We start from the raw sequence: 22,681 nt of genomic DNA on the forward strand, positions 1-22,681 counted from the left end.
AGGAGGCACCGATGCCGGACCAGCCGCCCCACCACCACCCCGGCGCACTCCAGCCGCCGCCCCCGCAGACCCCCTTCGCCGGTCTCCCGCGACCGGCACCCCCGGCCCGCCGCCTCCGGGTCGTCGTCGCCGACGACAATCCCGTGGTGCGCGCGGGCCTCACCGCCCTGCTCTCCGGCCGCGAGGACATCGAGGTGGTGGCCGAGGCGGCCGACGGCAGCCAGGCCTACGAGGCGGCCCGGCAACACCGCCCGGACGTGGTCCTCCTCGACGTCCGCATGCCCGGCGTGGACGGCATCTCGGCCCTTCCGTACCTGGTGGGCATCGCCCCGGTCGTGATGCTGACCTACAGCAGGGAGTCGGAGATCGTCCAGGAGGCCCTGCGGCGGGGGGCGGGCGGCTACCTGGTCCACGGGGAGTTCACGGCCGACCAACTCGTGCAGGCGGTACGGGACATCAGGGAGGGCAGGCCCCACTTCACGCCCACGGCGGCAGGCGCCCTCCTCACCCAGCTACGCCGGACCCAGCAGCCGCCGACTGCGCCGCTCCCCGAGGGCCTGGGGCAGTCGGGGAGTGCGACTGCATACGGAATTTCGTCCGACAGCCCTCCGTATAGTCACCTCCAACCAGGGCTTGCTTCAGCGGATTTGGCTGCGGAGGGCGTCTCTCGTCCGGTCGGTTCGCCGGAAAACCTTTCGCACGTGCAACCGTATGTGGGACAGTCGTCGTCTGGGTGGTCGAGTGGCCACCCGGCTGCTGTCGACAGGTCGCGGTTCCAGCTGAGTGCGAGGGAGGCGGAGATCATGGACCTCATCGCGTCCGGGATGAACAACCAGCAGATCGCCGCCACGTGCTTCATCAGCGAGAAGACCGTCAAGAACCACATCAACCGCATCTTCGCCAAGCTGCACAGCACCAGCCGCGCCGAGGCCGCGGCGAAGTGGATCGGCACGGCGCCGGATGCACAGCGGGGACGGGGGTGACCTCCGGTGACGGCATGGGGGAGAAGGACCGGGGTGGGCCCGAGCGATTGGGCCCGGAATTGGGCCCAGGGGCCCTGCGGCGGAGAGCCCGTCCGGCCGTACGTTCCTCGTGCCGAAAGCGGCACAGCCGAATCCGGAGGGGAACACCATGAGCGACCTGATGCTGAAGACCGCCGTCGCGACCAAGGTCCGCGTGAACGGCTGGAAGAACACGACGGTCGAGGCGATGCAGCGCCGCGCCGGCGACAAGGGCCAGACGGCGGTCGAGTACCTGGGCATCATCGCGGTGGTGGTGGCCATCGTGCTGGCGATCACGGGCACGAACATCGGCCAGACCATTCTCACCAAGATCCAGGCACAGATCGCCAAGGTCGCTCCTTGATCCGACCGCGCCGCTACGGTGACGCAGGGCAGGCCTTCCCCATCTACATCACGGTGGTGGGGGGCCTGCTCTTTCTCGCGTTCGCGTACTTCGCGGTCGGCCAGGCCGCGGCAAACAGGAACGGGGCCCAGACGGCTGCGGACGCCGCGGCTCTCGCGGCTGCTCAGGACCGGCGGGATCAACTGGCGGGCGCGTGGCTGGGTGATGCGTTCGACTGGACCAAGTGGAGTGACATCTTCGACGGCGACGCCGACATGATGGGCGACCCCTGCTCACGTGCGCATCAGCTGGCTGCGTCGAACGACGCTCGCGTGCTCGGTTGCGACCGGGAGGGCCTGCTCGGATTCACCGTCAAGGTGGAGACCAACCAGTCCGTCGGGGAATCCATAGTCCCCGGTACCGCGGAGCGTCGGTCGGATGCGTCCGCCACCGCGGTCATCGAGTCCCGATGTGAGTTCAAGCCGCCTGCCGCAGATGCTGCGGAGGACGCGCTGCCCCGCCTCTCGTGCGGAGACAGAGAGTGGGACCTGAAGCCGGGTGACCCCCCTGAGACCCTTCCCAAGCCCGAAGACCTCTTCGATGTCCACCTGGCCAACCCGTAAGCGAATGACGAGTGATGAGGGAAGCAGAGAGATGAGCATTCGGTTCACCGCGAAGGCCTGCAGGGGGATGGTCGCGCTGACCGTTGCGGCCGGACTGGCCCTCGGTGCGGCCGGCTGCAGCGGGGGTGGCGACAACGATGACAAGTCGAGTCCGTCGGCCTCGGCACCCGGAAACAGTGGATCCAAGCCGAGTGCTCAGGAAGGTGACAAGCAGGCACCGCTGGCCGAACTCAAGGGCACGGATGGGTTGCTGCTGCAGGTCACTTCCGCTCAACGCGATGCCGGTGGATTCGTGACGGTGAGCGGCAACCTGAAGAACGACGGGGACGAGTCCGTTGCCATCCCCGCTCAGACGAGTGGTGACGAGACCGAGGTCATCAAGCACGGGCAGTCGCTCGGAGGCGCCACCTTGGTGGACTCGAAGGGGAAGAAGCGCTACTACGTCCTGCGAGACACAGACGGGCGGCCTCTGACGACGACAGGGTTGACCACTCTCGCCGCCGGCCAAACGCTCCCGGTGTTCATGCAGTTCCCCTCCCCGCCGGCCGGTGTGACGGACGTCGCGCTGCAACTCCCCACCTTCTCCAGCGGCTCCATCAAGATCTCCGGGTGAGGCGCGCCATGACCCCCACCCGCAGCCGGCCGGCCACGCCACGTCTCGCCCTGGTCCTCACCGCCGCCTCCCTCATGATCGCCACGAACGTCTACGGTGCCGTCTCGGCCCACGCCGACGAGACACCCGGCGTCCCGCCCGGCACGGAAGCCGCCGCCTCCGCGCCGGTGGAGGTCGACCCCGCCGACCCCGACCTCAAGCTTCCCGAAGGCTCCACCCTCGCCGAGCCCAAGGTGCTCGACATCAAGCAGGTCGTCGAGGACCAGAGCGGTGACGAGCGTCGGGAGGACACCAACTCCGACGTGAAGTTCGCCCTCCAGGCCGAGGTCCTCTTCGGCAAGGACAGTGCGAAGCTCAGCGCCCCCGCCAAGGCCCGGATCTCCGCGATCGCCGAGGAGATCAAGGCCCAGAACGCCACGAAGATCCGTGTCTTCGGCTTCACCGACAACCTCGGTTCCTCCGCCCACGGCGACGTCCTGTCCCGCAAACGCGCCGACGCCGTGCAGAACGTCCTGGACCAGGAACTGACCAGCGCCGGCGTCACGTACGAGGTACGCGGCTACGGCGAGCAGTACCCGATCGCCGACAACTCCACGGAATCGGGCCGCAAGAAGAACCGCAGGGTCGAGGTCTCCTTCCCCCGCTCGGAGAGCTGAGAGGGCGGCCCCCTTGGGCCCCGATTTGGGGCCACGGGCCCATCCCGCTCCGCCGCTCCCTCCCTAGTCTCGGGCGTGTCGTGAACCAGGGAGGGGGCGGCGGGGATGGCCTGGATCGGCGGATCGAAGGGGCCCGTGCCGGGAGCCGCCGGGCCACCGCCCGGACACCTGCCGGGCGGTGGCCGGCGACCGATGCCACCCGCCCTCGCGGCCGCCCTGGTCCTCCTCCACACCCTCTTCGCGATCACCCTGGCCGGCGGAATCAGCCTGCTCCTCACCGCGGCCTCGTACGACGCCGTCGACGGCCGCCTCCTGGCCCTCACCGCCTACGCGGCGGCCCCCGGCGTCCTCGGCTGGTGGCTGGCCCGCCGCACCTGGCAGGGCGGGAGCAGAACCCGCGCCGCCCTCATGGCCGTACAGCTCTGGCTGCTCGTCGGCGCGGCGACGAGCCTCACCCAGGGCTCACCCCGGGGCTTCACCCAGCTCTTCCTGCCCGTCCTGATCCTGTGCCTCCTCACCCGGCCGGACAGCCGCGCCTGGTACCGGCTCCCGGAGAGCCGGCGCGCGGAGCGCCGCCCCTTCTCCCTGCCCCGGATGATCCGCTTGCGCCGCGACGACGGCCAGACGGCGGTGGAGTACGCCGGTCTCGTCGCGGTCGTCGCCGCGCTCGTCACGGCCCTTCTCGTCAGCGGCCTGGGCCCGCAGATCTACGGCGGCCTGCAGTCGGCCGTCTGCAAGGTCACCGGCACGGCCTGCCCTGCGGGCCCGGCACCCGGCGACGGCACGGACTCCACGACCGCCCACGGCAGGGCGGGCGACGAGCACGGCGGAACGGCCCCCGAACCCGACGGCGGACAGGCCCCGGGCGGAGAGGCCCCGGGCCGGGAGAACACCGGTACCGGCCCGACCGACGGCGACTCCGCAGGCGACGAGCAGGACGACGACGGCTGCTTCTCCGGCGCCGGGGCGTTCTTCGGCTGTGCCGGCGACCAGCTGAAACAGGTCGGCGAAGGACTCGTCGTCGACGGCATCGGCGGTGAGCTCGAAGGCATCTGGGACACCGTCACCCACCCGATCGACTCCCTGGAGGGCCTGAAGGACTACGGGGGCGTCATCGCCGACCAGTGGTCGCAGGACAGCGGCGACGCCGGTGCCAAGTGGGCCGACGGCGACTACCTCGACGCGCTCACCGACTGGAGCGGCGCGACCGTGAACTCGGGCGGGAAGGTCCTCGACGACATGTTCGTCGGGGACGACGTCCGCGACCAGTGGAACCAGGGCAACGAGACCCGCGCCGTCACCACCGTCATCTGGAACGTCGGCTCCCTCTTCATCCCCGGCTACGGCGAGGCCAAAGTCGCCGGCAAGGCCGGCAAGCTGGGCAAGCTCGGGAAGTTGGGTGACCTGGGCAGGCTCACCGACAAGGCCGTCGGCGCGGCCGAGGACGCCCGGAAAGCGGCCGGAGCCGGTGACGCGGCGGGCGCGCGCAGGGCGGCGCAGGAGGCCGACGAAGCAGCCGACGAAGCCGAACGCAAGGCCCGGGAGTCGGGCTGCCCGCTCGCCGCCCCGCCCCGCGGGGCCCCGTTCGGCGGCGGCCCCGGCACCGGCACGACGGTCCTGGCCGGCGCCCGGGCGGGTGCCTCCCACGTCGTCCTCGCGGAGGACGGCTGCGACGAGGAGGCCAGACAGCAGGCCCAGGAGGCCCGCAAGCAGGCGAACGAGGCGGACCGGGCCGCCGACGAGGCCGAGCGCGCCACCAGGCCGGTCAACGACTGGCAGGCCCGGGACGACATCCCCGGCCCGGCGCGCGGCAAAGTCCTGAAGTTCCCGAACAAGCGCCACACTGTCAGCGGAGCGTCCGGCGGACAGGTGAAGGAGCGCAACACGGTGATCCTCAGGGGCAACGAGGACCTCGTCCGTGCCGACATCGAGGGAATCGCGAACGGCCGCGCCACACTGTCGGCCGACGGCAACACCTACGAGATCAACGGCCGTGCGTACGAGGTGGAGGGCAACGGGACGGTCTTCCCGAAGTCGGGGCCGGGCCTGGTGCAGATGGACCGCATCGAGTACGCGGCGCTGAAGGAGATCGCGCGCAACAAGGGCGACGTCGGCGCGTCGCAGCAACTGCAGCGCGACCCGAAGTTCGTCGGCAACCCGGAGAAGGTCGAGAAGGCGAAGGCCGTCTACGACGGGACGTACCGGTGATCGCGAACCTCTTCACCGTCGCGCCGCTGACCACGGACGACCTGCGCCGCGCCCTGGCTCGGCTGCTGGAGGTCCCGCCCGCGGCCGTCGACGCCGCCGACGCCGACGGCGACCAGGAAGGACGCCACTGGGACGCCCCCGTGCTGTGCACCCGGCGCCTGCTGCCGCCCGGTGACCTCGCCCTCGAACTGGACGTCACGGTGCGGGACGACACCGCCGCCGGACTGACCGAGGGGGAACTGGCCCTCCGCCTCGCCGCCGCGACGGGCAGCTCCGTGCTGCACCCCGCGGACCTCGACCTGCCGAGCGCCTACTGGGTGGCCGTACCGGACGGTCGCACGGTCAGGTGCCGCCTCGAACCGGTCGACGTGGGTCCCGACGACACGGCCTACCGGGTGGAGGCGGCGGAGGAGGAGCTCCCGGACCTCCCCGGCGCACGGGTGGAGGTCCTCCCGGAGATCCTCGACCGCGAGCCGATCGGCACCCCCGTCTCCGACGCCTTCCTCGCCACCCTCCCGGTGGGCGAGACCGGCGGCATCGAGGCTCACGTCCGCTACGACCTGCGCGTATGGGAACGACTGGTCCGCCGGCTGCGCTCCGGCTGGGCGCCCTCCGGGAAGTACCGCGAGGACTTGTTCCGCCGTGACCTCCGGGCCCGTGACGCGCTCGAACGGCACATCGGCGAGCTGGGCGAGGCGTACGCCGGTGGCCTCCGGAAGGCGGTGACGGTGCTGGACGAGGGGTTCACCACCGGTACGGAGGCGACCTCGGCGGAGGACCAGGAACCGGGCGGGCGGGCGGGCTGGTGGTGGTACCGCGTGCCCCGCCCGGCGCCCTGGCGATGAGCGGGGCACGGCGCGGACCCGCAGCGGACTAACCCGCGTCGGCCACGACCTCCACCCGGGCCCCCTCGCGCAACCCCCACTCGGCCATCGCCCCGGCCGCCGCCTCCACCACGTGCCGTGCCTTCGGACGCGGCATGCCCAGCCGCCCCGGCGGCATGGTGCGCACGGCGAGGACGCGCAGGCGCCGGTCGAGGTAGGCGACGTCGATCGGGATCCGCATCCGGAAGGTGTGCACGCTGTTGGCGGGGGAGAGCAGCAGGGCCCCGGCGACCGAGTCCCGCCCCAACAGCCCTCTCGTGCGCGCCCGGTACGACGTCGCGATCTCCAGGGGGATCCGCGCGGCCTCCGCCCCGCCTCCGCCCCCGCCCCCGTCTCCGTCCCCGTCCCCGTGCACGATCAGTTCCCCGCGCCCGTCCCGCCAACGCCGTCCCATCCGTGCCGCCCCTCCGACCGTCGGTTCCGCTCGGGCGTCGCTCCGACGCCTCTCCGCCGTCTTCCCCGCCCGAAGGTATCCCCGGCCGAGCGGCCCCACATGGGCCCACGGGCCCAGCGAGCGGAGCGGCGGACCGGCGTGCCTTGTTGAGCGGTCGCCGGGACGGGTAGGAAGCCCCGCATGACCACACTCGGTGCCGTCTTCCGTCCCCAACTGGCCCCGGAGCGGCTGCGCTCCGTCTGCGACGTCGCGGAGAGCGCCGGGCTCGAGGAACTCTGGCTGTGGGAGGACTGCTTCCGGGAGGGCGGGATCTCCACCGCCGCCGCGGCCCTCGCCTGGACCGAACGCGTGCGGGTCGGGGTCGGCCTGCTGCCCGTGCCGTTGCGGAACGTGGCCCTGACCGCCATGGAGATCGCCTCGTTGCACCGCATGTTCCCGGGACGGGCGATCGCCGGTGTCGGGCACGGTGTGCAGGAGTGGATGGGGCAGGTGGGCGCCCGGGCCGAGTCGCCGGTGACGTTGCTGCGGGAGTATCTGCTCGCGCTCCGCGCCCTCCTGGACGGGGAGCGCCTGACGACCCACGGGCGGTACGTCCGGCTCGACGGCGTCGCCCTCGACTGGCCGCCGGAGGGCCGCGCGAGCGGGGGCGTGCTCGCCGGCGCCACCGGCCCGAAGTCGTTGCGCCTCACCGGTGAGGCCGCCGACGGGACCCTCCTCACGGCCAACACGAACGCCGACGGCGTCCGGGAGGCCCGGCGGCTCGTCGCTCAGGGACGGGCGGCGGCCGGGCGCGCGTCCGGGCCGCACCGGCTCGTCGTCAACCTCCTCACCGCCACCGGGCCCGGCGCGGACGACCGGCTCCGCGCCGAACTGGCCGCCGAGGGCGTCGCATCCGTGCCCGGCCTGGGCGTCGCGGGAGACGCCGAGGCGGTGGCGGCGGCCGTCGAGCGGCTGGTCGAGGCGGGAGCCGACACCGTCGTCCTGCAACCGACGGCGGACGAGACCGACCCGGAGGAGTTCGTCCGGTTCGCCGCACAGGAGGTGCGTCCCCTGGTGCCGTGAGGCCCGGTCACCGCTCGCTTCACCACTCGCCCCACCGGCCGTTGTCAGTGGCTGCTGCCACACTCCTGCCATGAGCGATGACCTCACGGACGACGACGTCCGCCTGCGCGACGTGGTGGACGCCGACCTGGAGTTCTTCCTGGCGTACGAGCACGACGAGGAAGCGGTGCGCCGGTCGCGGTTCACGCCCCGGCCGCGCGAGGCGTTCCTGCGGCACTGGAGGACCAGGGTCCTCGGGGACGACACGAACTTCGTGCAGACGGTGACCGTGGCCGGCGAGGTGGCCGGCAGCGTCGTCGCCTGGTGGGAGGAGGACCGCCGTTTCCTCGGGTACTGGCTGGGGCGGGCGTACTGGGGTCGCGGCGTCGGCACCCGCGCCCTGGCCCTCTTCCTGGAGCGGGAGACCAACCGCCCGCTGTACGCCGACCCCCACACAGGGAACACCGGCTCCGTGCGCCTCTTGGAGAAGCACGGCTTCCGCCGCACCGGCACCGTCCGCCACGGCGAGGACGAGCACGTCATGCTCGTCCTCGAAGAGGCCCGAGCGGCCCGAGGGGCCTGAGGGATCGGGAGGCCCGGGGGCCCGGGGCACTGAGGGGGGAGCGCCGCCGGAAACTACGGGCACCGACCCCCGGCGACCTGGCACCATCCCCCCATGACATCCCCGGCACCCCCCACCTTCGAAGAGCTCGTCGACGAGGCCGTCGCCGCCCCGACCGACGGGTGGGATTTCTCCTGGTTCGAGGGCCGGGCGACGGAGGCGCGGCCCTCCTGGGGCTACGCGGTGTCGGCGGCCGGACGGCTGGGCCGCGCGCAGGCCGTGTTCGACGTGCAGACCGGCGGCGGCGAGGTGCTGGACTTCGCCCTCGCCCGGGCCGGGCGGCGGCCGCCGCTCACCGTCGCCACGGAGGGCTGGCCCCCCAACGTGGCCCGGGCCACCGCACTGTTGCGCCCGCGCGGCGTCGCCGTCGTCGCCGCCGCCGAGGACGACCCGCTGCCCTTCGCTGACGGCGCCTTCGACCTGGTGCTGAGCCGGCACCCCGTCCGCCCCCGGTGGGACGAGATCGCCCGGGTGCTGAGCCCCGGCGGCACGTACTTCGCCCAGCACGTGGGACCGGGCAGCGTCTTCGAGCTCGTCGAGTACTTCCTGGGGCCCCAGCCGCAGGAGGTGCGCGACGGCCGCCGGCCCGACCACGAGCGGGCCGCCGCCGAGGCCGCCGGACTCGAGGTCGCCGAGCTGCGGGCGGAGCGGCTGCGGATGGAGTTCCACGACATCGGCGCGGTCGTGCACTTCCTGCGCAAGGTGGTGTGGATGGTCCCCGGTTTCACCGTCGAGGCGTACGAACCGCAGCTGAGGGCGTTGCACGCGCGGATCCTGGCCGACGGGCCCTTCGTCGCCCACAGCACCCGGCACCTCTTCGACGCCCGCAAGCCCGGAGATCGACGACCCGGCGCGTGATGGCCCGCCCAGCGGCGCCGGAGTCACTCCTCTCCCTCACGGCACCTGCGCATCGTCCGACGAGGGTTTTCACATCGTTATCGCCCGTGGCTCGCCTCCGTGTCGCCCGTCCCGTAGGTTCGGACCAAGGTGATTCGCGTGAGCAAAGCTGCGCGGGGCGGTACCGCGCAGTGGAGGGGGCTGCGCGGTGCCCGGACCTCCCGGCGGACCGCCGGCGCCGCTCCTCGCTCGGCGGGCCCGGTCAAGCCGGTGCAGGTGGCCGGTTCACCCGTCAGGGGGACGCCCGGACGAGTTGCCCGCAACGGCCCGCGGATGACGCCGATTTCGACCGATCCCACCCCCTCGCGCCGCGTTTCCCCTGCGTACAGGCCACATTTCGGCCGGGAGCAACCGCGGAACGTCACGCTCCGTGGACGTCGCCGCGTCGCCGCACGACTCCGGAGAGTAGTTGTGGCACGCCGATGCACGCGGCATCACTTACAAAGGGTTATGGTGGAAACCCCCCCTCGGGCCGGTCCGTCTCCCCCCCACGGACCGGCCCGTTTTTTCTTCCTCCGTGCAGCGGCTCGAAGCAGCGGCCGGAACCGTTCCTTCCGCACCCGTTGGCCGCCGGGAGCCGTACCGGGGGTAGGCTTCGCCCCCGGGGATTGCCGCATGGGCGGGGACGCCCGCGGCCTCGACCGGGCCGCACGCAGCGGCCCGTCCGATCCGCACGGAGGGGCTGACGATCACGTGAACCTGCGCGACAAGCTGCGCGGCCTGCTGGTCAGGCTGTACGCACGCCGGGTGGAAGGCCACCTGGACCACGCTCAGGTGCCCAAGCACATCGGCGTCATCATGGACGGCAACCGGCGCTGGGCGAAGGCCGCCGGTTCCAGCACCGTCGACGGTCACCGGGCCGGAGCCGGCAAGATCGAGGAGTTCCTCGGCTGGTGCTCCGAGACCGACGTCGAGGTCGTCACCCTCTGGCTGCTGTCCACGGACAACTTCGACCGGCCGCAGGAGGAACTCGTCCCGCTCCTCGGCATCATCGAGGACGTCGTGCGCACTCTGGCCGCCGACGGCCGCTGGCGCGTGCACCACGTGGGCACGCCCGACCTGCTGCCCTCCGGCATGCAGACGGTCCTCAAGGAGGCCGAGGAGGCCACCGCCCACGTCAAGGGGATAGTGGTCAACGTGGCCATCGGCTACGGCGGCCGGCAGGAGATCGCCGACGCCGTCCGCTCGATGCTGCTCGACGCCCAGGACAAGGGCACCTCGATGGAGCAGCTCGCCGAGGCCGTCGACATCGACATGATCGGGCGTCACCTCTACACCGGCGACCAGCCCGACCCCGACCTCGTCATCCGCACCAGCGGTGAGCAGCGGCTGTCCGGATTCATGCTCTGGCAGACGGCGCACTCCGAGTACTACTTCTGTGACGTGTTCTGGCCTGCCTTCCGCAAGGTCGACTTCCTGCGCGCCATGCGCGACTACGCGGCCCGGCACCGGCGCTACGGCGGCTGAGCCGCAGGTCGCAGCCGTACCGGGTACCCCGCGGCGGAGGGATGTCACGCGGAGTTCACCGGTGTGCCGTCATATGCCGTGGCATGGCGACGCTCGTTCGAGGGCATAACCCAGTCAGGTCGACGCCCGAACCACGGGTGTCGGATCTCAGCGGACGGCACGGGGCCGTCCGCCCGGGAGGCCCTTTGCACCAGCCCGATCGTGCGGTCACAGCACGGACGAAGAGGCGGAGGGCCGGTTCTCGGCCCGCGCAGGGCGGCCGACGACCGGTCCAGCTCCATACCGTCGCTCCCCGACCTCATCCGAGGGGGTACGTCCTTCCGTGGTGACCAGCACAAAGCGCCACAAGCCCGACCGGCGCACCTATGTTCTCGACACCAGCGTCCTGCTGGCCGATCCGAACGCCCTGAGCCGCTTCGACGAGCACGAGGTCGTGCTCCCCATCGTCGTGGTGACGGAGCTGGAGGCCAAGCGGCACCACCCCGAACTCGGCTACTTCGCCCGGCAGGCCCTGCGCCTGCTCGACGAGTTCCGGATCCGGCACGGTCGCCTCGACGCCCCCATCCCGATCGGGGATCTCGGCGGGACCGTCCGTGTCGAGCTCAACCACTCGGACCCCAGCGTGCTGCCCAGCGGCTACCGACTGGGGGACAACGACTCCCGCATCCTCGCGGTCGCCCGCAACCTGCAGGCCGAGGGGTTCGACGTCACCGTCGTGTCCAAGGACCTCCCGCTCAGGATCAAGGCGTCCTCCGTCGGGCTCCTCGCCGAGGAGTACCGTGCGGAACTCGCCATCACGGACGCCTCCGGCTGGACCGGCATGTCCGAACTGACCCTGCCCGGCGAGCAGGTGGACATCCTCTTCGAGGAGGGGCGCGTCCACGTCCCCGAGGCCGCCGAACTGCCCGTGCACACGGGCCTGGTGATCCAGTCCGAGCGCGGCAGGGCGCTGGGCCGGGTCACCCCGGACGGCAACGTCCGTGTCGTGCGCGGCGACCGCGAGGTGTTCGGCATCAAGGGCCGCAGCGCCGAGCAGCGGATCGCTCTCGACCTGCTGCTCGATCCGGACGTGGGGATCGTGTCCATGGGCGGCCGGGCCGGCACCGGCAAGTCGGCGCTCGCCCTGTGCGCGGGCCTGGAGGCCGTGCTGGAGCGGCGTCAGCACCAGAAGGTGATGGTCTTCCGTCCGCTCTACGCGGTCGGCGGGCAGGAACTCGGCTATCTGCCCGGCTCCGAGGCCGAGAAGATGAGCCCCTGGGCGCAGGCGGTGTTCGACACGCTGTCGGCCGTCACCAGCCGCGAGGTCATCGAGGAGGTCACCGCGCGCGGCATGCTGGAGGTCCTGCCGCTCACCCACATCCGCGGCCGTTCCCTCCACGACGCGTTCGTCATCGTGGACGAGGCCCAGTCGCTGGAGCGGAACGTCCTGCTCACCGTGCTGTCGCGGATCGGGGCCAACTCACGGGTGGTCCTCACCCATGACGTGGCCCAGCGGGACAACCTGAGGGTCGGCCGCTACGACGGTGTCGTCGCCGTCGTGGAGAAGCTGAAGGGTCATCCGCTCTTCGCGCACGTGACCCTCACCCGGTCCGAGCGGTCGCAGATCGCCGCTCTTGTGACCGAAATGCTCGAAGACGGGCAAGTCTGACCCAAGCGCCCCAAGCGGGGGCGATTGCTCCGTAGTTGGCGCCGTCCGGAAAGGCGAAGAGCCTAGCCGGGCGGCGCCTTCGCGTGTGGCCGTTCCTGTGAATTTCCCGCGCCAAACGAGATGTGAGCTTTCACACGCAACTCGGAATTGCCTTGCGCCATCGGCTTACGGCAGAGTCTCCATCCTGTCAGGCCCCGCATACGACACACCTGTACCCCCAGCGGTACGGCACCACCTGAGCACCACCCCAACTCCATAGCGATGTCGTATGCCGCCCGCGCACCACGCGGCGCTCCCTTCGTGGGAGTTGCCCACCGGGCCCGCGCCTCCCGTGACCCGCAGTTGGGGAGGCCAGTGCCAGGGGCACGATTGCGTCCGCGAGGGTCACCGAAGCGGGCGATGCTGGAAGGAAACCGTGTGAGCCGGATCTCGGTCCGGGGATTCGCAGTGGCCTCGGCCACCGCGGTCACCGCCGTCGGAAGCGTCGTCGGCGTTGCCTCGGGCAGCACCGCGCAGAACAACGACGCCGAAGCGACGGCAAGCGGCACCACGCTGCTCGCGGACATCCCCGCGGGCCAGCAGGCCCAGGTGCAGACCGCGTCCCTGACGCAGCAGGCCGACGTCCAGGCCATCGCCGCTGACGCGAGCGCCAAGAAGGACGCCGAGGAGGCCGCCCGCAAGGCCGCCGCCGAGACGGCCATCGCCAAGAAGAAGGCCGCCGAGAAGGCAGCCGAGGCCGAGAAGGCCGCCAAGGAGCGCGCTGCGGAGGTCAAGCAGACCGCGAGCCGCTCCAAGGACATCTCCGACTTCCCCGTCGCCAGCTCCTACTCCATCGCCCAGATCCAGGCGATGGCGCGGCAGATGGTGCCGGCGGGCCAGTTCCAGTGCTTCAGCAACATCGTGGACCACGAGTCCGACTGGAACTACAAGGCGGTCAACCCCTCGTCCGGGGCCTACGGCATGTTCCAGGCGCTGCCCGGTTCCAAGATGTCGTCCGCCGGCGCGGACTGGCAGACCAACCCGGCCACCCAGATCAAGTGGGGCCTGAACTACATGAACGAGCGCTATGGCAGTCCCTGTGACGCCTGGTCGTTCTGGCAGGCCAACCACTGGTACTGAGCCGGCCGGCCCCCGGGCCGAACCGATCCTGAGCACGAGCCCCGCACCGTCGTCCGGTGCGGGGCTCGCGCCATGTACGGTCGGACGCGGACACCTCCTCCGGGGGAGTGGTGCGGACAGACGGGGGAAGAGGACGGATCATGTCGCGATTGCCAGGGTGGCTCGGCCGGGTCGGTGCCGGGCTGACCGAGATCAGCGAGCGGTACAACGAGCGCCGCGCCGAAGCCGAACGCCGGCGTGAGGACGACGAGTCCGGCTCACGGGTCTACGAACACGTCCCGCCGCCCCCGGACTACGCACCCGACGTCGCCCCCCGGCCCGACCCCGCGCTCGCCGTGCCCTGGGGGGTACGGGTCGCCGCGGAGGCCGGCTGGCGGCTGCTCGTCCTCGCCGGCACCCTCTGGGTGCTGATGCGGGTCATCAGCGCCGTCCAGCTCGTGGTGCTGTCGTTCGTCATCGCGCTGCTCATCACGGCGCTGCTCCAGCCGACCGTGGCGCGGCTGCGCCGGCACGGGGTGCCGCGCGGCCCGGCCACCGCCCTCACCGCGATCCTCGGCTTCGTCGTGATGGGCCTCATCGGCTGGTTCGTGACCTGGCAGGTCATGGAGAACATCGACGACCTCTCCAACCAGATCCAGGACGGCATCGACGAGTTGCGGAACTGGCTGCTGAACAGCCCCTTCCACGTCACCGACAAGCAGATCAACGAGATCGCCGCGAACCTGCGCGAGGCGGTCGGCGCCAACACCGACCAGATCACCTCGGCCGGGCTGGAGGGCGTCACGGTCGTCGTCGAGGCGCTGACCGGGATCCTGCTGGCCGTCTTCTGCACCCTCTTCCTGCTCTACGACGGCAAGCGGATCTGGCAGTGGACGCTCAAGCTGGTGCCGGCGGCGGCGCGCCCGGGCGTGGCCGGGGCGGGTCCCGCGGCCTGGCGGACGCTGACGGCGTACGTGCGGGGCACGGTGATCGTCGCGCTGATCGACGCCATCTTCATCGGGCTCGGCATCTACTTCCTGGATGTGCCGATGGCCGTGCCGCTGGCGGTGTTCATCTTCCTGTTCGCGTTCATCCCGCTGGTGGGCGCGGTGGTGTCCGGGGCGCTGGCGGTGGTCGTCGCGCTGGTCACGCAGGGCGTGTTCACGGCCGTGATGACGCTGGTGGTGGTGCTGGCGGTGCAGCAGATCGAGGGGCACATCCTGCAGCCGTTCATCCTGGGACGGGCCGTGCGGGTGCATCCGCTCGCGGTGGTGCTGGCGGTGGCCTGCGGCGGCATGGTGGCCGGGATCGGCGGAGCCGTGGTCGCGGTGCCGCTGGTGGCCGTGACGAACACGGTCGCCGGATATCTGCGGTCGTACGCGCGCAAGGCCGCGGTGCGGCAGGCCGTGCCGCCGCGGGGAGCCACGGCGGTCAGCGCGGAGCCCGCCCCGCCCCAGCCCCCGGCGGAGTGACACGCGAAGACGGAACAGGGCCCCGTCCACCGGTGGGTGGACGGGGCCCTGCCATGACCGGCCGGCGGCCGGGAACTACTCGGCCAGGACCGCCTCGGCGTCCAGCGTGACGCCGACCGCCTGGATCACGGAAGCGATCTTGAACGCTTCCTGGACGACCTCACGGTCCAGGCCCGCCTTGCGCAGGACCTGCTCGTGCGAGTCGAGGCACATGCCGCAGCCGTTGATGGCGGAGACGGCGAAGGACCACAGCTCGAAGTCGACCTTGTCGACACCCGGGTTGCCGATGACGTTCATCCGCAGGCCCGCGCGCAGGCTGCCGTACTCGTGGTCCGACAGCAGGTGGCGCGTGCGGTAGAAGACGTTGTTCATCGCCATCACCGCGGCCGCGGCCTTGGCGGCCGTGTACGCCTCCGGCGACAGGTTGGCCTTGGCCTCCGGCTCCAGCTCGCGCAGCACGATCGGGGAGCGCGAGGCGATCGCCGTCGACAGGACCGTGCCCCACAGCTGCTGGGCCGGGAGGTCGGAGTTGCCGATGACCGAGCCCAGGTTGAGCTTCAGGTCCTTGGCGTAGTCCGGTATGGCGGACTTCAGTGCGTCGAGGGACATGTCAGATCACTCCCCGGAGAGCAGCGCGACCGGGTCCAGGGTCTCGTCGCCCTTGGACCAGTTGCAGGGGCACAGCTCGTCCGTCTGCAGGGCGTCCAGGACCCGCAGGACCTCCTTGGGGTTACGGCCGACGGAGCCCGCGGTCACCATGGAGAACTGGATCTCGTTGTTCTGGTCCACGATGAACACCGCGCGCTTGGCGAAGCCGTCCTCGCCCTCGATGCCGAGGTCGCGCATCAGCTCGTGCTTGGAGTCGGCCATCATCGGGAAGGGCAGGTCACGCAGGTCGTCGTGGTCCTTGCGCCAGGCGTGGTGGACGAACTCGGAGTCGCCGGAGAAGCCGAGCACCTGGGCGTCACGGTCGGCGAACTCGTCGTTCAGCTTGCCGAAGGCGGCGATCTCGGTCGGGCACACGAAGGTGAAGTCCTTGGGCCACGCGAAGATGACCTTCCACTGACCCTCGTAGGTCTTGTGGTTGATCTGCTGGAACTCCTTGCCCTTCTCCAGCGAGACGCAGGCGGTCAGGTCGAACTCGGGGAACTTGTCACCGACAGTGAGCACACGCTCTCCTTGCAGCGAAGAAACACCCGGATTGCGGGTGTTTCCCATGGGTTGGACGGTGTTGATGTTGGCACAGCGTCGATTGATTAGGGAAATAGCTACACTCGGTCGGGTTGATCGGAGGTAGTTATCAGTGACTGTGGGTAGTAAGCGCAGGCAGCCGAGCCTGGCGCAGCTGCGGGCCTTCGCGGCCGTCGCCGAGCACCTGCACTTCCGGGACGCCGCCGCCGCGATCGGGATGAGCCAGCCCGCTCTGTCCGGTGCCGTCTCGGCCCTGGAGGAGACACTCGGAGTGACGCTCCTCGAGCGTACGACGCGCAAGGTGCTGCTCTCGCCCGAGGGCGAGCGGATCGCCGTACGGGCCAAGGCGGTGCTGGGCGAGGTGGAGTCGCTGATGGAGGAGGCCGAGGCGACCCGCGCCCCCTTCACCGGGGTGCTGCGGCTGGGCGTCATCCCGACGGTGGCGCCCTATCTGCTGCCGACCGTGCTGCGGCTGGTCCACGAGCGCTACCCGGACCTCGACCTGCAGGTGCACGAGGAGCAGACCGCCAACCTGCTCGACGGACTCGCCGGCGGGCGGCTGGACCTGCTGCTGCTCGCCGTGCCCCTGGGTGTGCCCGGCGTGACCGAACTGCCCCTGTTCGACGAGGACTTCGTGCTCGTCACCCCGCTCGACCACCGGCTCGGCGGACGCGAGGGCATCCCGCGCGAAGCGCTGCGCGAGCTGCACCTGCTGCTGCTGGACGAGGGGCACTGCCTGCGCGACCAGGCCCTCGACATCTGCCGGGAGGCCGGCCGGGAGGACGCCCCCGTCACCACCACGGCCGCCGGACTGTCCACGCTGGTGCAGCTGGTGGCCGGCGGGCTCGGCGTGACCCTGCTGCCGCGCACCGCCCTGAAGGTGGAGATCTCGCGCAGCAGCCAGCTCCTCACCGGGTACTTCGCCGAGCCGGCCCCCACCCGCCGGGTCGCCCTGGCGATGCGGACGGGGGCCGCGCGCGGCGCGGAGTACGAGGAGCTGGCGGCGGCCCTGCGGCAGGCGCTGCGGCCGCTGCCCGTACGCGTCCTGGAGCGGGACTCCTGACGGTGCGTCCGGTGCGCTACTCGGTGCGCAGTCCGTCCGGCCGCGTCAGCTTCAGCAGCGGCGGCAGGCTCAGCAGCGTCACCACGAGCACCACGCCCGCCCCGATGCCGGTCATCGACAGCACGCTCGCCCAGTCCACCCGGACCGCCGTGGCGGTCATGCGCAGCAGGACGGCGCCCAGGGCCATGCCCACCGTCGCGGCGAGCAGCAGGCCCAGTCCGATCGGGACGGCCGACTGCCACAGCACCGACAGGCCGAGCGTGCGGCGCCGGGTGCCGAAGGCGACCAGGGCCGACAGCAGCTTGCGCCGCTCGCGCAGCTGCTCCAGCTGCGACACCAGCAGGCTCGCCCCGATCAGCGCCAGCACCGCCGCGGCTCCGACGGACAGACCCGTGCGGATCGTCGCGTAGCGCTTGTTGCGCTCGACGCTCTGCCAGGTCATCGGGTCCGACGTCGGATCCAGCCGGGCCGCCGTGTTGCGCACGTGGTCGTGCGCGTCGGGCACCGAGGGGTCCAGGCTCAGGAAGAGCCGGGAGGACGCGTGCGACGCGAGCTTCCCGGGCAGGGCGCCGGGCGTGACCAGGACGCCGCCGCGTTCGTAGCCCGTGGGGTCCTCGCGGGACTCGGCCTGCCGGATGTCGCGCGGCAGGGTCCAGGAGAACCGGCCGCCGGAACGGTCGGTGTCGGTGGGGTCGGTCCACAGGGTCGTGCCCGGCCGGGCGAGCTTCTCGCTCTCGCCCTCGGACTGCGATCCCCGGAGCGCGAAGACGTCGCCGTCGCGGCAGGAGGACAGGGTGGCCACCTCCCGCAGGGAGGCGCAGTCGGCGATGGTGACCTGGACGAAGGAGGCCTCCCCGTCGCGCCGGTCGGCCAGGTGGACGTCGGAGAGCGCGGTGACCTTGCGTACGCCCTCGGTGTCGCGGTACTGCCGCACGGTGGCCGCGAGGCCCGCGCCGTCCGGCACGCCCACGCTCATCTGGGCCCGCGACACGTCGTACTGCGACGCCCTGGTGTACGTGCCCTCCACCCCGGCGAACAGCATCTGCAACGCGATCGCCCCGGCCACCGCGACCGCGATGCCGTTGACCATGCGGGCCGCCGCACCGCTGCTCAACTGCAAGCGGCGTACGGCCAGTTGCCAGGCGACCCCGCCCGCGCCGAGCCGGGAGACGACCGTCTCCACCACCCACGGCAGCAGGGCCGTGACGCCGACCAGCAGCAGCATCACGCCGCCGACGACCAGGTACTGGTTGAACTGCCCGCCGTCGTCGCCCTGCCCCATCATCGGGGCGAGCAGCGCGAGTCCGCCCAGCGGCAGCAGCAGCCGCCACCACAGCCGGCGCCGGGCGGGCCTGGCCGTGCGCACCACGCCCAGCGGCTCGATGACGACCCCGCGCAGGGCGAGGACGGTCACCAGCACCGCGGCCGCAGGCACCGCCAGCGCCACCAGCACGACCAGCAGCGGGGAGGGGTTCAGATAGCTGGGGAAGACGCTGACGCCGAACACCTCGAAGGAGGCGGCCAGCCGGCGTCCGGCCAGGAAGAAGCCGGTGCCCAGGACGAGCCCCAGCAGGGAACCGGCGAGCGCCTCGCCCGCGGCGATGCGCCGGGTGGCCCGGCTGTCGGAGCCCACCAGCCGCAGCGCCGCCAGCCGGCGGTCCCGCCGTTCGCCGCCGAACCGCACGGCCGCGGCGATGAACACCGCGACGGGCATCAGCAGCACCACGAAGACGACGAGGACCAGCAGGAGCAGGACCGGGTCCCACGGGTCGGACTGCGACGGGCCGTCGTCGCCGAAGCTGTCGATCCGGGCGCCCTGGGCGGAGCCCTCGATCTTCCGTGCGAGCCCCTCGCCGCCCGCGTAGTAGGCGAGTTCCTGCGACCCGATGAGCCCCTGCTCGCCGATGGTGCCCGCGACGCGGTACCGCAGCCGCTCGCGCAGCAGCTCGCTCCCGTCGGAGGCCAGCAGCTCCTTCAGCGCGGGGGAGACGACCATCTCGCCCGGGCCGGGGAACCGTGCGACGCCGGGGGGCGGTGCTGCCTTCGGGCCCTCCGCCTCCAGCAGCCGTCCGCGTACGTCCTGGTCGCGGAAGGTGGTATTCGCGTCGACGACGATCAGGGTGTCGTCGGCCTTCGGTATCTTCGGCTGGCTGTACGTGTGGTCGCTGCGGGCCTCCTCGCGCCGCTGCCGTTCCGCCAGCGCGTTGGGGATGGCGGTGGTCAGCAGCAGCAGCGCCACCCCCAGCCCCACGCCGACGGCCGTCAGCACCGCCCGGGTCCAGCCCTCGCGCCCGCCGGCGAACGCGAACCGTGTGCCCATCGCCAGATCGCGGGGCCACTGCCCGAGGCTCATACGACGCGCTCCATGTCCCGTGACTTCCCGTCGCGCACGACGATCTCGCGGTCGGAGTACGCGGCCACCCGGGCCTCGTGCGTGACCAGCACCACGGCCGCGTTGGCGGACCGGGCGGCGTCGGTGAGCAGTTCCATCACGCGCTCGCCGTTGTAGGAGTCCAGCGCGCCGGTCGGCTCGTCGGCGAAGACGACCCGCGGGTTGGTGACCAGCGCACGGGCGACGGCCACCCGCTGTCCCTGGCCGCCGGAGACCTCACCCGGGCGCTTCTTGCGCAGGTCGTCCACCTCCAGCCGTTCCATCCAGGCCAGCGCGGTGCGTTCGGCCTCCTTGCGGGACCTGCCGCTCAGCCGCAGCGGCAGGGCGACGTTCTCCACGCAGGTCAGTTCCGGCACCAGCTGGCCGAACTGGAAGACGAAGCCGAACTCCGAGCGGCGCAGCGCACTGCGCTCGGCGTCGCTCATGGAGGTCACCTCGCGCCCGTCGTAGGCGATGGAGCCCGAGTCGGGCATCACGATCCCGGCGAGGCAGTGCAGCAGCGTCGACTTGCCCGAGCCCGAGGGGCCCATGACGGCGACGACCTCGCCCGGGTGGATGGAGAACTCGGCACCGTCCAGCGCCGTCGTCGGGCCGTAGGCCTTGCGCAGGTCCTGGGCGGTGAGGAGCGAGCCGGCGGGAGCGGTCATCGGGCCACCGCCTCACGGAGCCGGTCCAGACGCGCCGCGGTCAGCTCCAGCCACCGCAGGTCCGCCTCCAGGTGGAACAGCGCGTGGTCGCAGATGAGCTGGTCGGCCAGGTCACCCTTGCGCTTGCGGTCGGTGAGGATCCGCATACTGCGCAGGTGCTCCGAGCGCTGGGTGTCCAGGATGTCGGCGGCGTCGCGCTGGGTGAGCAGGGCGAGGACGACCTTGGTGTAGAGGGTCGACTGGAGGTAGGGCTCCGGCTTCTCGGGCGTCGCGAGCCAGTGCTCGACGTCCGTGATGCCGGCCTCGGTGATGGCGTACCGCTTGCGCTCGGGACCGCCGCCGGCCTCGATGCCGTCGACCTGGACGAGCCCGTTCTTCAGCAGGCGGGACATCGTCGAGTAGACCTGGCCGTAGTGCAGCGGCCGGTCGTGACCGAACTTCTCGTCGAAGGCCCGCTTGAGGTCGTAACCGTGGCGCGGGCCGGACTCCAGGAGCCCCAGGAGGGTGTGACCGATGGACATGGAAAGGACTGTACACGCCGTGTATACGCACCATGTATACGCCGAGTGTGCAGTGCATGGCGGGGCGTGCGGGAGCGCAGGTCGGGGCCCGTTGTCACGGTTCCGCAACAGCCCACGCCGACCGGCCGTGCGGCCCGGCTGCCGACGCCCCGTCCGGCTGCCACCTGCCGGTTCCACCCGGACCTCGCGGCTCGGCTCGGCGGTCCGCCGGGTCCACCCGGCCCACTACCAGGCGGTCCGGGCGGCATTCCGGCCGGGCTTCCTGGTGGCCGGCCCCGGAGGGGCGGCAGCTCGGTCTTCCGGGGTGGTCACATCGGCCGGAGGGCCGGGGGCGGCTCGGGTTCCCGGCCGTCCGCCGGTCCGGCCCGGCCGTCCGCCCCGCCCCCCGACGCTCAGCCCTGCACTCCGCCTGGACCTCCTGCCGGACCTCCCGCCGGACCTCCCGGCGGTGTGCCCGGCGTTCCGCCCGCTGGGCCGCCCGGCGGTCCGGCCGGGTTCCCCGGAGGGCGCCCCCGCCGGGGGAGTGGGCCGGTTTCCCGGGGGAGGCGGCCCGCCTCGGCCAGCGCCCTGCGCAGCAGGAACTCGATCTGTGCGTTGGCCGACCGCAGCTCGTCCCCGGCCCACCGGGCCAGCGCCTCGTACACCGCGGGGTCCAGCCGCAGCAGCACCTGCTTGCGCTGCTGCTGCGGCCTGCGACGCGCACCCGCGCCCTCGTCGGGGACGGTCACTGGTAGAGGGACCCGGTGTTGAGGACCGGCTGGGCGGCACGGTCGCCGCACAGCACGACCATGAGGTTGGACACCATGGCCGCCTTGCGCTCGGAGTCCAGCTCCACGATGTCCCGCTCGGTGATGCGGGCGATCGCGGCCTCCACCATCCCCACGGCCCCGTCGACGATCTGCCGCCGGGCGGCGACCACCGCGCCGGCCTGCTGCCGCTGGAGCATCGCCGAGGCGATCTCGGGCGCGTAGGCGAGGTGGGTGAAGCGGGACTCGATGATCTGCACGCCGGCCGCCTCCACGCGCGCGTGCAGTTCGACCGCCAGCTTCTCGGTGATCTCCTCGGCGTTGCCGCGCAGCGAGAGGCCGTCCTCCTCGTGGGCGTCGTAGGGGTACTCGATGGCGATGTGCCGCACGGCCGCCTCGGTCTGGGTGGAGACGAACTCGATGTAGTCGTCCACCTCGAACGTGGCCTGGGCCGTGTCCTCGACCCGCCACACCACCACGGCGGCGAGCTCGATCGGGTTGCCGTAGGCGTCGTTGACCTTCAGTACGGCGGTCTCGTGGTTGCGCACCCGCGTGGAGATCTTGGTGCGCGAGGTGAAGGGGTTCACCCAGCGCAGACCGTCCTGGCGGATCGTCCCCCGGTAGCGCCCGAAGAGCTGCACGACCCGCGCCTCGCCCGGCGCGACCATGTTGAGCCCGCACATGGCGAGGAACGCCGCGAGCGCCACCAGGATGCCGGCGACGATCAGTGCGGCCTTCGCGCCGGAGGAGCCGACCGCCGTGGCGGCGGCGATGAGCCCGGCGCCGGCCAGCAGCCCGAGCAGTCCCAGCAGCAGGGCGAGCCCGCCGCCGATGCTGTGGGCCGCGAACTCCCGCACGCGGGGCGCGGGCATCTCGGGCACGTCGGCCGTGACCTGGGCGTCGTGGGTGGACATGGGTGAACCCCCGTTCTCGGAGAAGCCGTCTGCGGCAGCCGGTGGCCGCCTAGCTTCTGTCTAGCTAAGTGATATCACTTTAACCGGTCATGGCAACCTCGTACAGGGCTCGTACGTCGGTTCCGTTGGGATGGGTGCTGATTGTCACGTCCGGTTGGGGCCGGATCGGCAGCCCTATCTCATATCTCCCGGTGTTAGCTTTCTGAGCTGACCTGAGCGGCGAACCTGTGTGACATACGC

General features: G+C 71.7%; 23 protein-coding genes. 15 read left to right on the forward strand and 8 right to left on the reverse strand.

Going from position 1 to position 22,681, the window contains the following annotated elements; all coding sequences use genetic code 11:
- The first annotated feature begins 11 nt into the window (after positions 1-11).
- The 7 genes from ACZ4M5_RS09965 (at position 12) to ACZ4M5_RS09995 (ending at position 6,289) form a co-directional block, all read left to right on the forward strand.
- Complete coding sequence (locus ACZ4M5_RS09965; RefSeq protein ID WP_467734883.1) at positions 12-983, forward strand: response regulator; 972 nt, start codon at positions 12-14, stop codon at positions 981-983.
- Positions 984-1,131: 148 nt separating this feature from the next.
- Positions 1,132-1,365, forward strand: coding sequence for a hypothetical protein (locus ACZ4M5_RS09970; RefSeq protein ID WP_190195693.1), 234 nt, complete (start codon positions 1,132-1,134; stop codon positions 1,363-1,365).
- Positions 1,365-1,967, forward strand: a complete 603-nt coding sequence (locus tag ACZ4M5_RS09975; RefSeq protein WP_467735555.1) for a pilus assembly protein TadG-related protein — start codon at positions 1,365-1,367, stop codon at positions 1,965-1,967. The genes ACZ4M5_RS09970 and ACZ4M5_RS09975 overlap by 1 nt, the downstream gene beginning before the upstream one ends.
- 31 nt (positions 1,968-1,998) lie before the next feature.
- Positions 1,999-2,580, forward strand: coding sequence for a hypothetical protein (locus tag ACZ4M5_RS09980; RefSeq protein WP_467734886.1), 582 nt, complete (start codon positions 1,999-2,001; stop codon positions 2,578-2,580).
- An 8-nt stretch (positions 2,581-2,588) separates the two neighbouring features.
- Positions 2,589-3,236 carry an OmpA family protein gene (locus tag ACZ4M5_RS09985; protein WP_467734888.1) on the forward strand — a complete coding sequence of 216 codons (648 nt, stop codon included), beginning with the start codon at positions 2,589-2,591 and terminating at the stop codon, positions 3,234-3,236.
- A gap of 192 nt (positions 3,237-3,428) precedes the next feature.
- Positions 3,429-5,444, forward strand: a complete 2,016-nt coding sequence (locus tag ACZ4M5_RS09990; protein WP_467734890.1) for a hypothetical protein — start codon at positions 3,429-3,431, stop codon at positions 5,442-5,444.
- The gene (locus ACZ4M5_RS09995; RefSeq protein ID WP_467734892.1) at positions 5,441-6,289 is read left to right on the forward strand and encodes a hypothetical protein; all 849 of its coding nucleotides are present in this window, start codon (positions 5,441-5,443) and stop codon (positions 6,287-6,289) included. The genes ACZ4M5_RS09990 and ACZ4M5_RS09995 overlap by 4 nt, the downstream gene beginning before the upstream one ends.
- A 28-nt stretch (positions 6,290-6,317) precedes the next feature.
- On the opposite strand, the gene ACZ4M5_RS10000 is transcribed toward ACZ4M5_RS09995, so the two are convergent.
- Complete coding sequence (locus ACZ4M5_RS10000; protein ID WP_467734894.1) at positions 6,318-6,722, reverse strand: DUF192 domain-containing protein; 405 nt, start codon at positions 6,720-6,722, stop codon at positions 6,318-6,320.
- Between the two features lie 180 nt (positions 6,723-6,902).
- Between ACZ4M5_RS10000 and ACZ4M5_RS10005 the strand changes: the two genes are divergently transcribed.
- The 7 genes from ACZ4M5_RS10005 to ACZ4M5_RS10035 all read left to right on the forward strand — a co-directional run bounded on the left by ACZ4M5_RS10005 (position 6,903) and on the right by ACZ4M5_RS10035 (position 14,967).
- Positions 6,903-7,784 carry an LLM class flavin-dependent oxidoreductase gene (locus tag ACZ4M5_RS10005; RefSeq protein ID WP_467734896.1) on the forward strand — a complete coding sequence of 294 codons (882 nt, stop codon included), beginning with the start codon at positions 6,903-6,905 and terminating at the stop codon, positions 7,782-7,784.
- Positions 7,785-7,854: 70 nt separating this feature from the next.
- Entirely contained in the window at positions 7,855-8,346 is a 492-nt protein-coding gene (locus tag ACZ4M5_RS10010) for a GNAT family N-acetyltransferase (RefSeq protein WP_467734898.1), read from the forward strand.
- A 93-nt stretch (positions 8,347-8,439) separates the two neighbouring features.
- Complete coding sequence (locus ACZ4M5_RS10015; protein WP_467734900.1) at positions 8,440-9,243, forward strand: class I SAM-dependent methyltransferase; 804 nt, start codon at positions 8,440-8,442, stop codon at positions 9,241-9,243.
- A gap of 732 nt (positions 9,244-9,975) precedes the next feature.
- Positions 9,976-10,749 (forward strand): isoprenyl transferase, encoded by a 774-nt coding sequence (locus tag ACZ4M5_RS10020; RefSeq protein ID WP_467735557.1) that lies wholly within the window; start codon positions 9,976-9,978, stop codon positions 10,747-10,749.
- A 322-nt stretch (positions 10,750-11,071) separates the two neighbouring features.
- The gene (locus tag ACZ4M5_RS10025) at positions 11,072-12,397 is read left to right on the forward strand and encodes a PhoH family protein (protein WP_467734902.1); all 1,326 of its coding nucleotides are present in this window, start codon (positions 11,072-11,074) and stop codon (positions 12,395-12,397) included.
- A 417-nt stretch (positions 12,398-12,814) separates the two neighbouring features.
- Positions 12,815-13,516 carry an aggregation-promoting factor C-terminal-like domain-containing protein gene (locus tag ACZ4M5_RS10030; RefSeq protein WP_467734904.1) on the forward strand — a complete coding sequence of 234 codons (702 nt, stop codon included), beginning with the start codon at positions 12,815-12,817 and terminating at the stop codon, positions 13,514-13,516.
- A 140-nt stretch (positions 13,517-13,656) separates the two neighbouring features.
- A complete protein-coding gene (locus ACZ4M5_RS10035; RefSeq protein ID WP_467734906.1) occupies positions 13,657-14,967 on the forward strand; it encodes an AI-2E family transporter in 1,311 nt (436 codons plus the stop codon).
- A 75-nt stretch (positions 14,968-15,042) separates the two neighbouring features.
- On the opposite strand, the gene ACZ4M5_RS10040 is transcribed toward ACZ4M5_RS10035, so the two are convergent.
- Together ACZ4M5_RS10040 and ACZ4M5_RS10045 are read right to left on the reverse strand one after the other, a co-directional pair.
- Complete coding sequence (locus ACZ4M5_RS10040; RefSeq protein ID WP_381427571.1) at positions 15,043-15,576, reverse strand: alkyl hydroperoxide reductase; 534 nt, start codon at positions 15,574-15,576, stop codon at positions 15,043-15,045.
- 6 nt (positions 15,577-15,582) lie between these two features.
- Complete coding sequence (locus ACZ4M5_RS10045) at positions 15,583-16,137, reverse strand: peroxiredoxin (RefSeq protein WP_190195680.1); 555 nt, start codon at positions 16,135-16,137, stop codon at positions 15,583-15,585.
- A 139-nt stretch (positions 16,138-16,276) separates the two neighbouring features.
- Here ACZ4M5_RS10045 and ACZ4M5_RS10050 point away from each other — a divergent pair, with 139 nt between their 5' ends.
- Entirely contained in the window at positions 16,277-17,221 is a 945-nt protein-coding gene (locus tag ACZ4M5_RS10050) for a hydrogen peroxide-inducible genes activator (RefSeq protein ID WP_467735559.1), read from the forward strand.
- 16 nt (positions 17,222-17,237) lie between these two features.
- Here ACZ4M5_RS10050 and ACZ4M5_RS10055 read toward each other — a convergent pair whose 3' ends face one another.
- The 5 genes from ACZ4M5_RS10055 to ACZ4M5_RS10075 all read right to left on the reverse strand — a co-directional run bounded on the left by ACZ4M5_RS10055 (position 17,238) and on the right by ACZ4M5_RS10075 (position 22,441).
- Positions 17,238-19,574: an ABC transporter permease gene (locus tag ACZ4M5_RS10055; protein WP_467734909.1), complete on the reverse strand. Its 2,337-nt coding sequence runs from the start codon at positions 19,572-19,574 to the stop codon at positions 17,238-17,240.
- Positions 19,571-20,260, reverse strand: coding sequence for an ABC transporter ATP-binding protein (locus tag ACZ4M5_RS10060; RefSeq protein ID WP_467734911.1), 690 nt, complete (start codon positions 20,258-20,260; stop codon positions 19,571-19,573). The genes ACZ4M5_RS10055 and ACZ4M5_RS10060 overlap by 4 nt, the downstream gene beginning before the upstream one ends.
- On the reverse strand, positions 20,257-20,781 hold the full coding sequence (locus ACZ4M5_RS10065; protein WP_467734913.1) for a PadR family transcriptional regulator: 525 nt from the start codon (positions 20,779-20,781) through the stop codon (positions 20,257-20,259). Before ACZ4M5_RS10065 ends, ACZ4M5_RS10060 begins: the two co-directional genes overlap by 4 nt.
- A 392-nt stretch (positions 20,782-21,173) precedes the next feature.
- The gene (locus ACZ4M5_RS10070) at positions 21,174-21,509 is read right to left on the reverse strand and encodes a type II toxin-antitoxin system antitoxin (protein WP_467734915.1); all 336 of its coding nucleotides are present in this window, start codon (positions 21,507-21,509) and stop codon (positions 21,174-21,176) included.
- Positions 21,506-22,441: an SPFH domain-containing protein gene (locus ACZ4M5_RS10075; protein ID WP_467734917.1), complete on the reverse strand. Its 936-nt coding sequence runs from the start codon at positions 22,439-22,441 to the stop codon at positions 21,506-21,508. The genes ACZ4M5_RS10070 and ACZ4M5_RS10075 overlap by 4 nt, the downstream gene beginning before the upstream one ends.
- Positions 22,442-22,681: the final 240 nt, after the last annotated feature.

It is taken from the genome of Streptomyces sp. NPDC026246 (assembly GCF_055567995.1).

Coding starts and splice junctions, on each gene's coding strand:
- ACZ4M5_RS09965 (WP_467734883.1), top strand. CDS start 12: ATGCCGGACCAGCCGCCCCACCACCACCCCGGCGCACTCCAGCCGCCG.
- ACZ4M5_RS09970 (WP_190195693.1), top strand. CDS start 1,132: ATGAGCGACCTGATGCTGAAGACCGCCGTCGCGACCAAGGTCCGCGTG.
- ACZ4M5_RS09980 (WP_467734886.1), top strand. CDS start 1,999: ATGAGCATTCGGTTCACCGCGAAGGCCTGCAGGGGGATGGTCGCGCTG.
- ACZ4M5_RS09985 (WP_467734888.1), top strand. CDS start 2,589: ATGACCCCCACCCGCAGCCGGCCGGCCACGCCACGTCTCGCCCTGGTC.
- ACZ4M5_RS09990 (WP_467734890.1), top strand. CDS start 3,429: ATGCCACCCGCCCTCGCGGCCGCCCTGGTCCTCCTCCACACCCTCTTC.
- ACZ4M5_RS10000 (WP_467734894.1), bottom strand. CDS start 6,722: ATGGGACGGCGTTGGCGGGACGGGCGCGGGGAACTGATCGTGCACGGG.
- ACZ4M5_RS10005 (WP_467734896.1), top strand. CDS start 6,903: ATGACCACACTCGGTGCCGTCTTCCGTCCCCAACTGGCCCCGGAGCGG.
- ACZ4M5_RS10010 (WP_467734898.1), top strand. CDS start 7,855: ATGAGCGATGACCTCACGGACGACGACGTCCGCCTGCGCGACGTGGTG.
- ACZ4M5_RS10015 (WP_467734900.1), top strand. CDS start 8,440: ATGACATCCCCGGCACCCCCCACCTTCGAAGAGCTCGTCGACGAGGCC.
- ACZ4M5_RS10035 (WP_467734906.1), top strand. CDS start 13,657: ATGTCGCGATTGCCAGGGTGGCTCGGCCGGGTCGGTGCCGGGCTGACC.
- ACZ4M5_RS10040 (WP_381427571.1), bottom strand. CDS start 15,576: ATGTCCCTCGACGCACTGAAGTCCGCCATACCGGACTACGCCAAGGAC.
- ACZ4M5_RS10055 (WP_467734909.1), bottom strand. CDS start 19,574: ATGAGCCTCGGGCAGTGGCCCCGCGATCTGGCGATGGGCACACGGTTC.
- ACZ4M5_RS10060 (WP_467734911.1), bottom strand. CDS start 20,260: ATGACCGCTCCCGCCGGCTCGCTCCTCACCGCCCAGGACCTGCGCAAG.
- ACZ4M5_RS10065 (WP_467734913.1), bottom strand. CDS start 20,781: ATGTCCATCGGTCACACCCTCCTGGGGCTCCTGGAGTCCGGCCCGCGC.
- ACZ4M5_RS10075 (WP_467734917.1), bottom strand. CDS start 22,441: ATGTCCACCCACGACGCCCAGGTCACGGCCGACGTGCCCGAGATGCCC.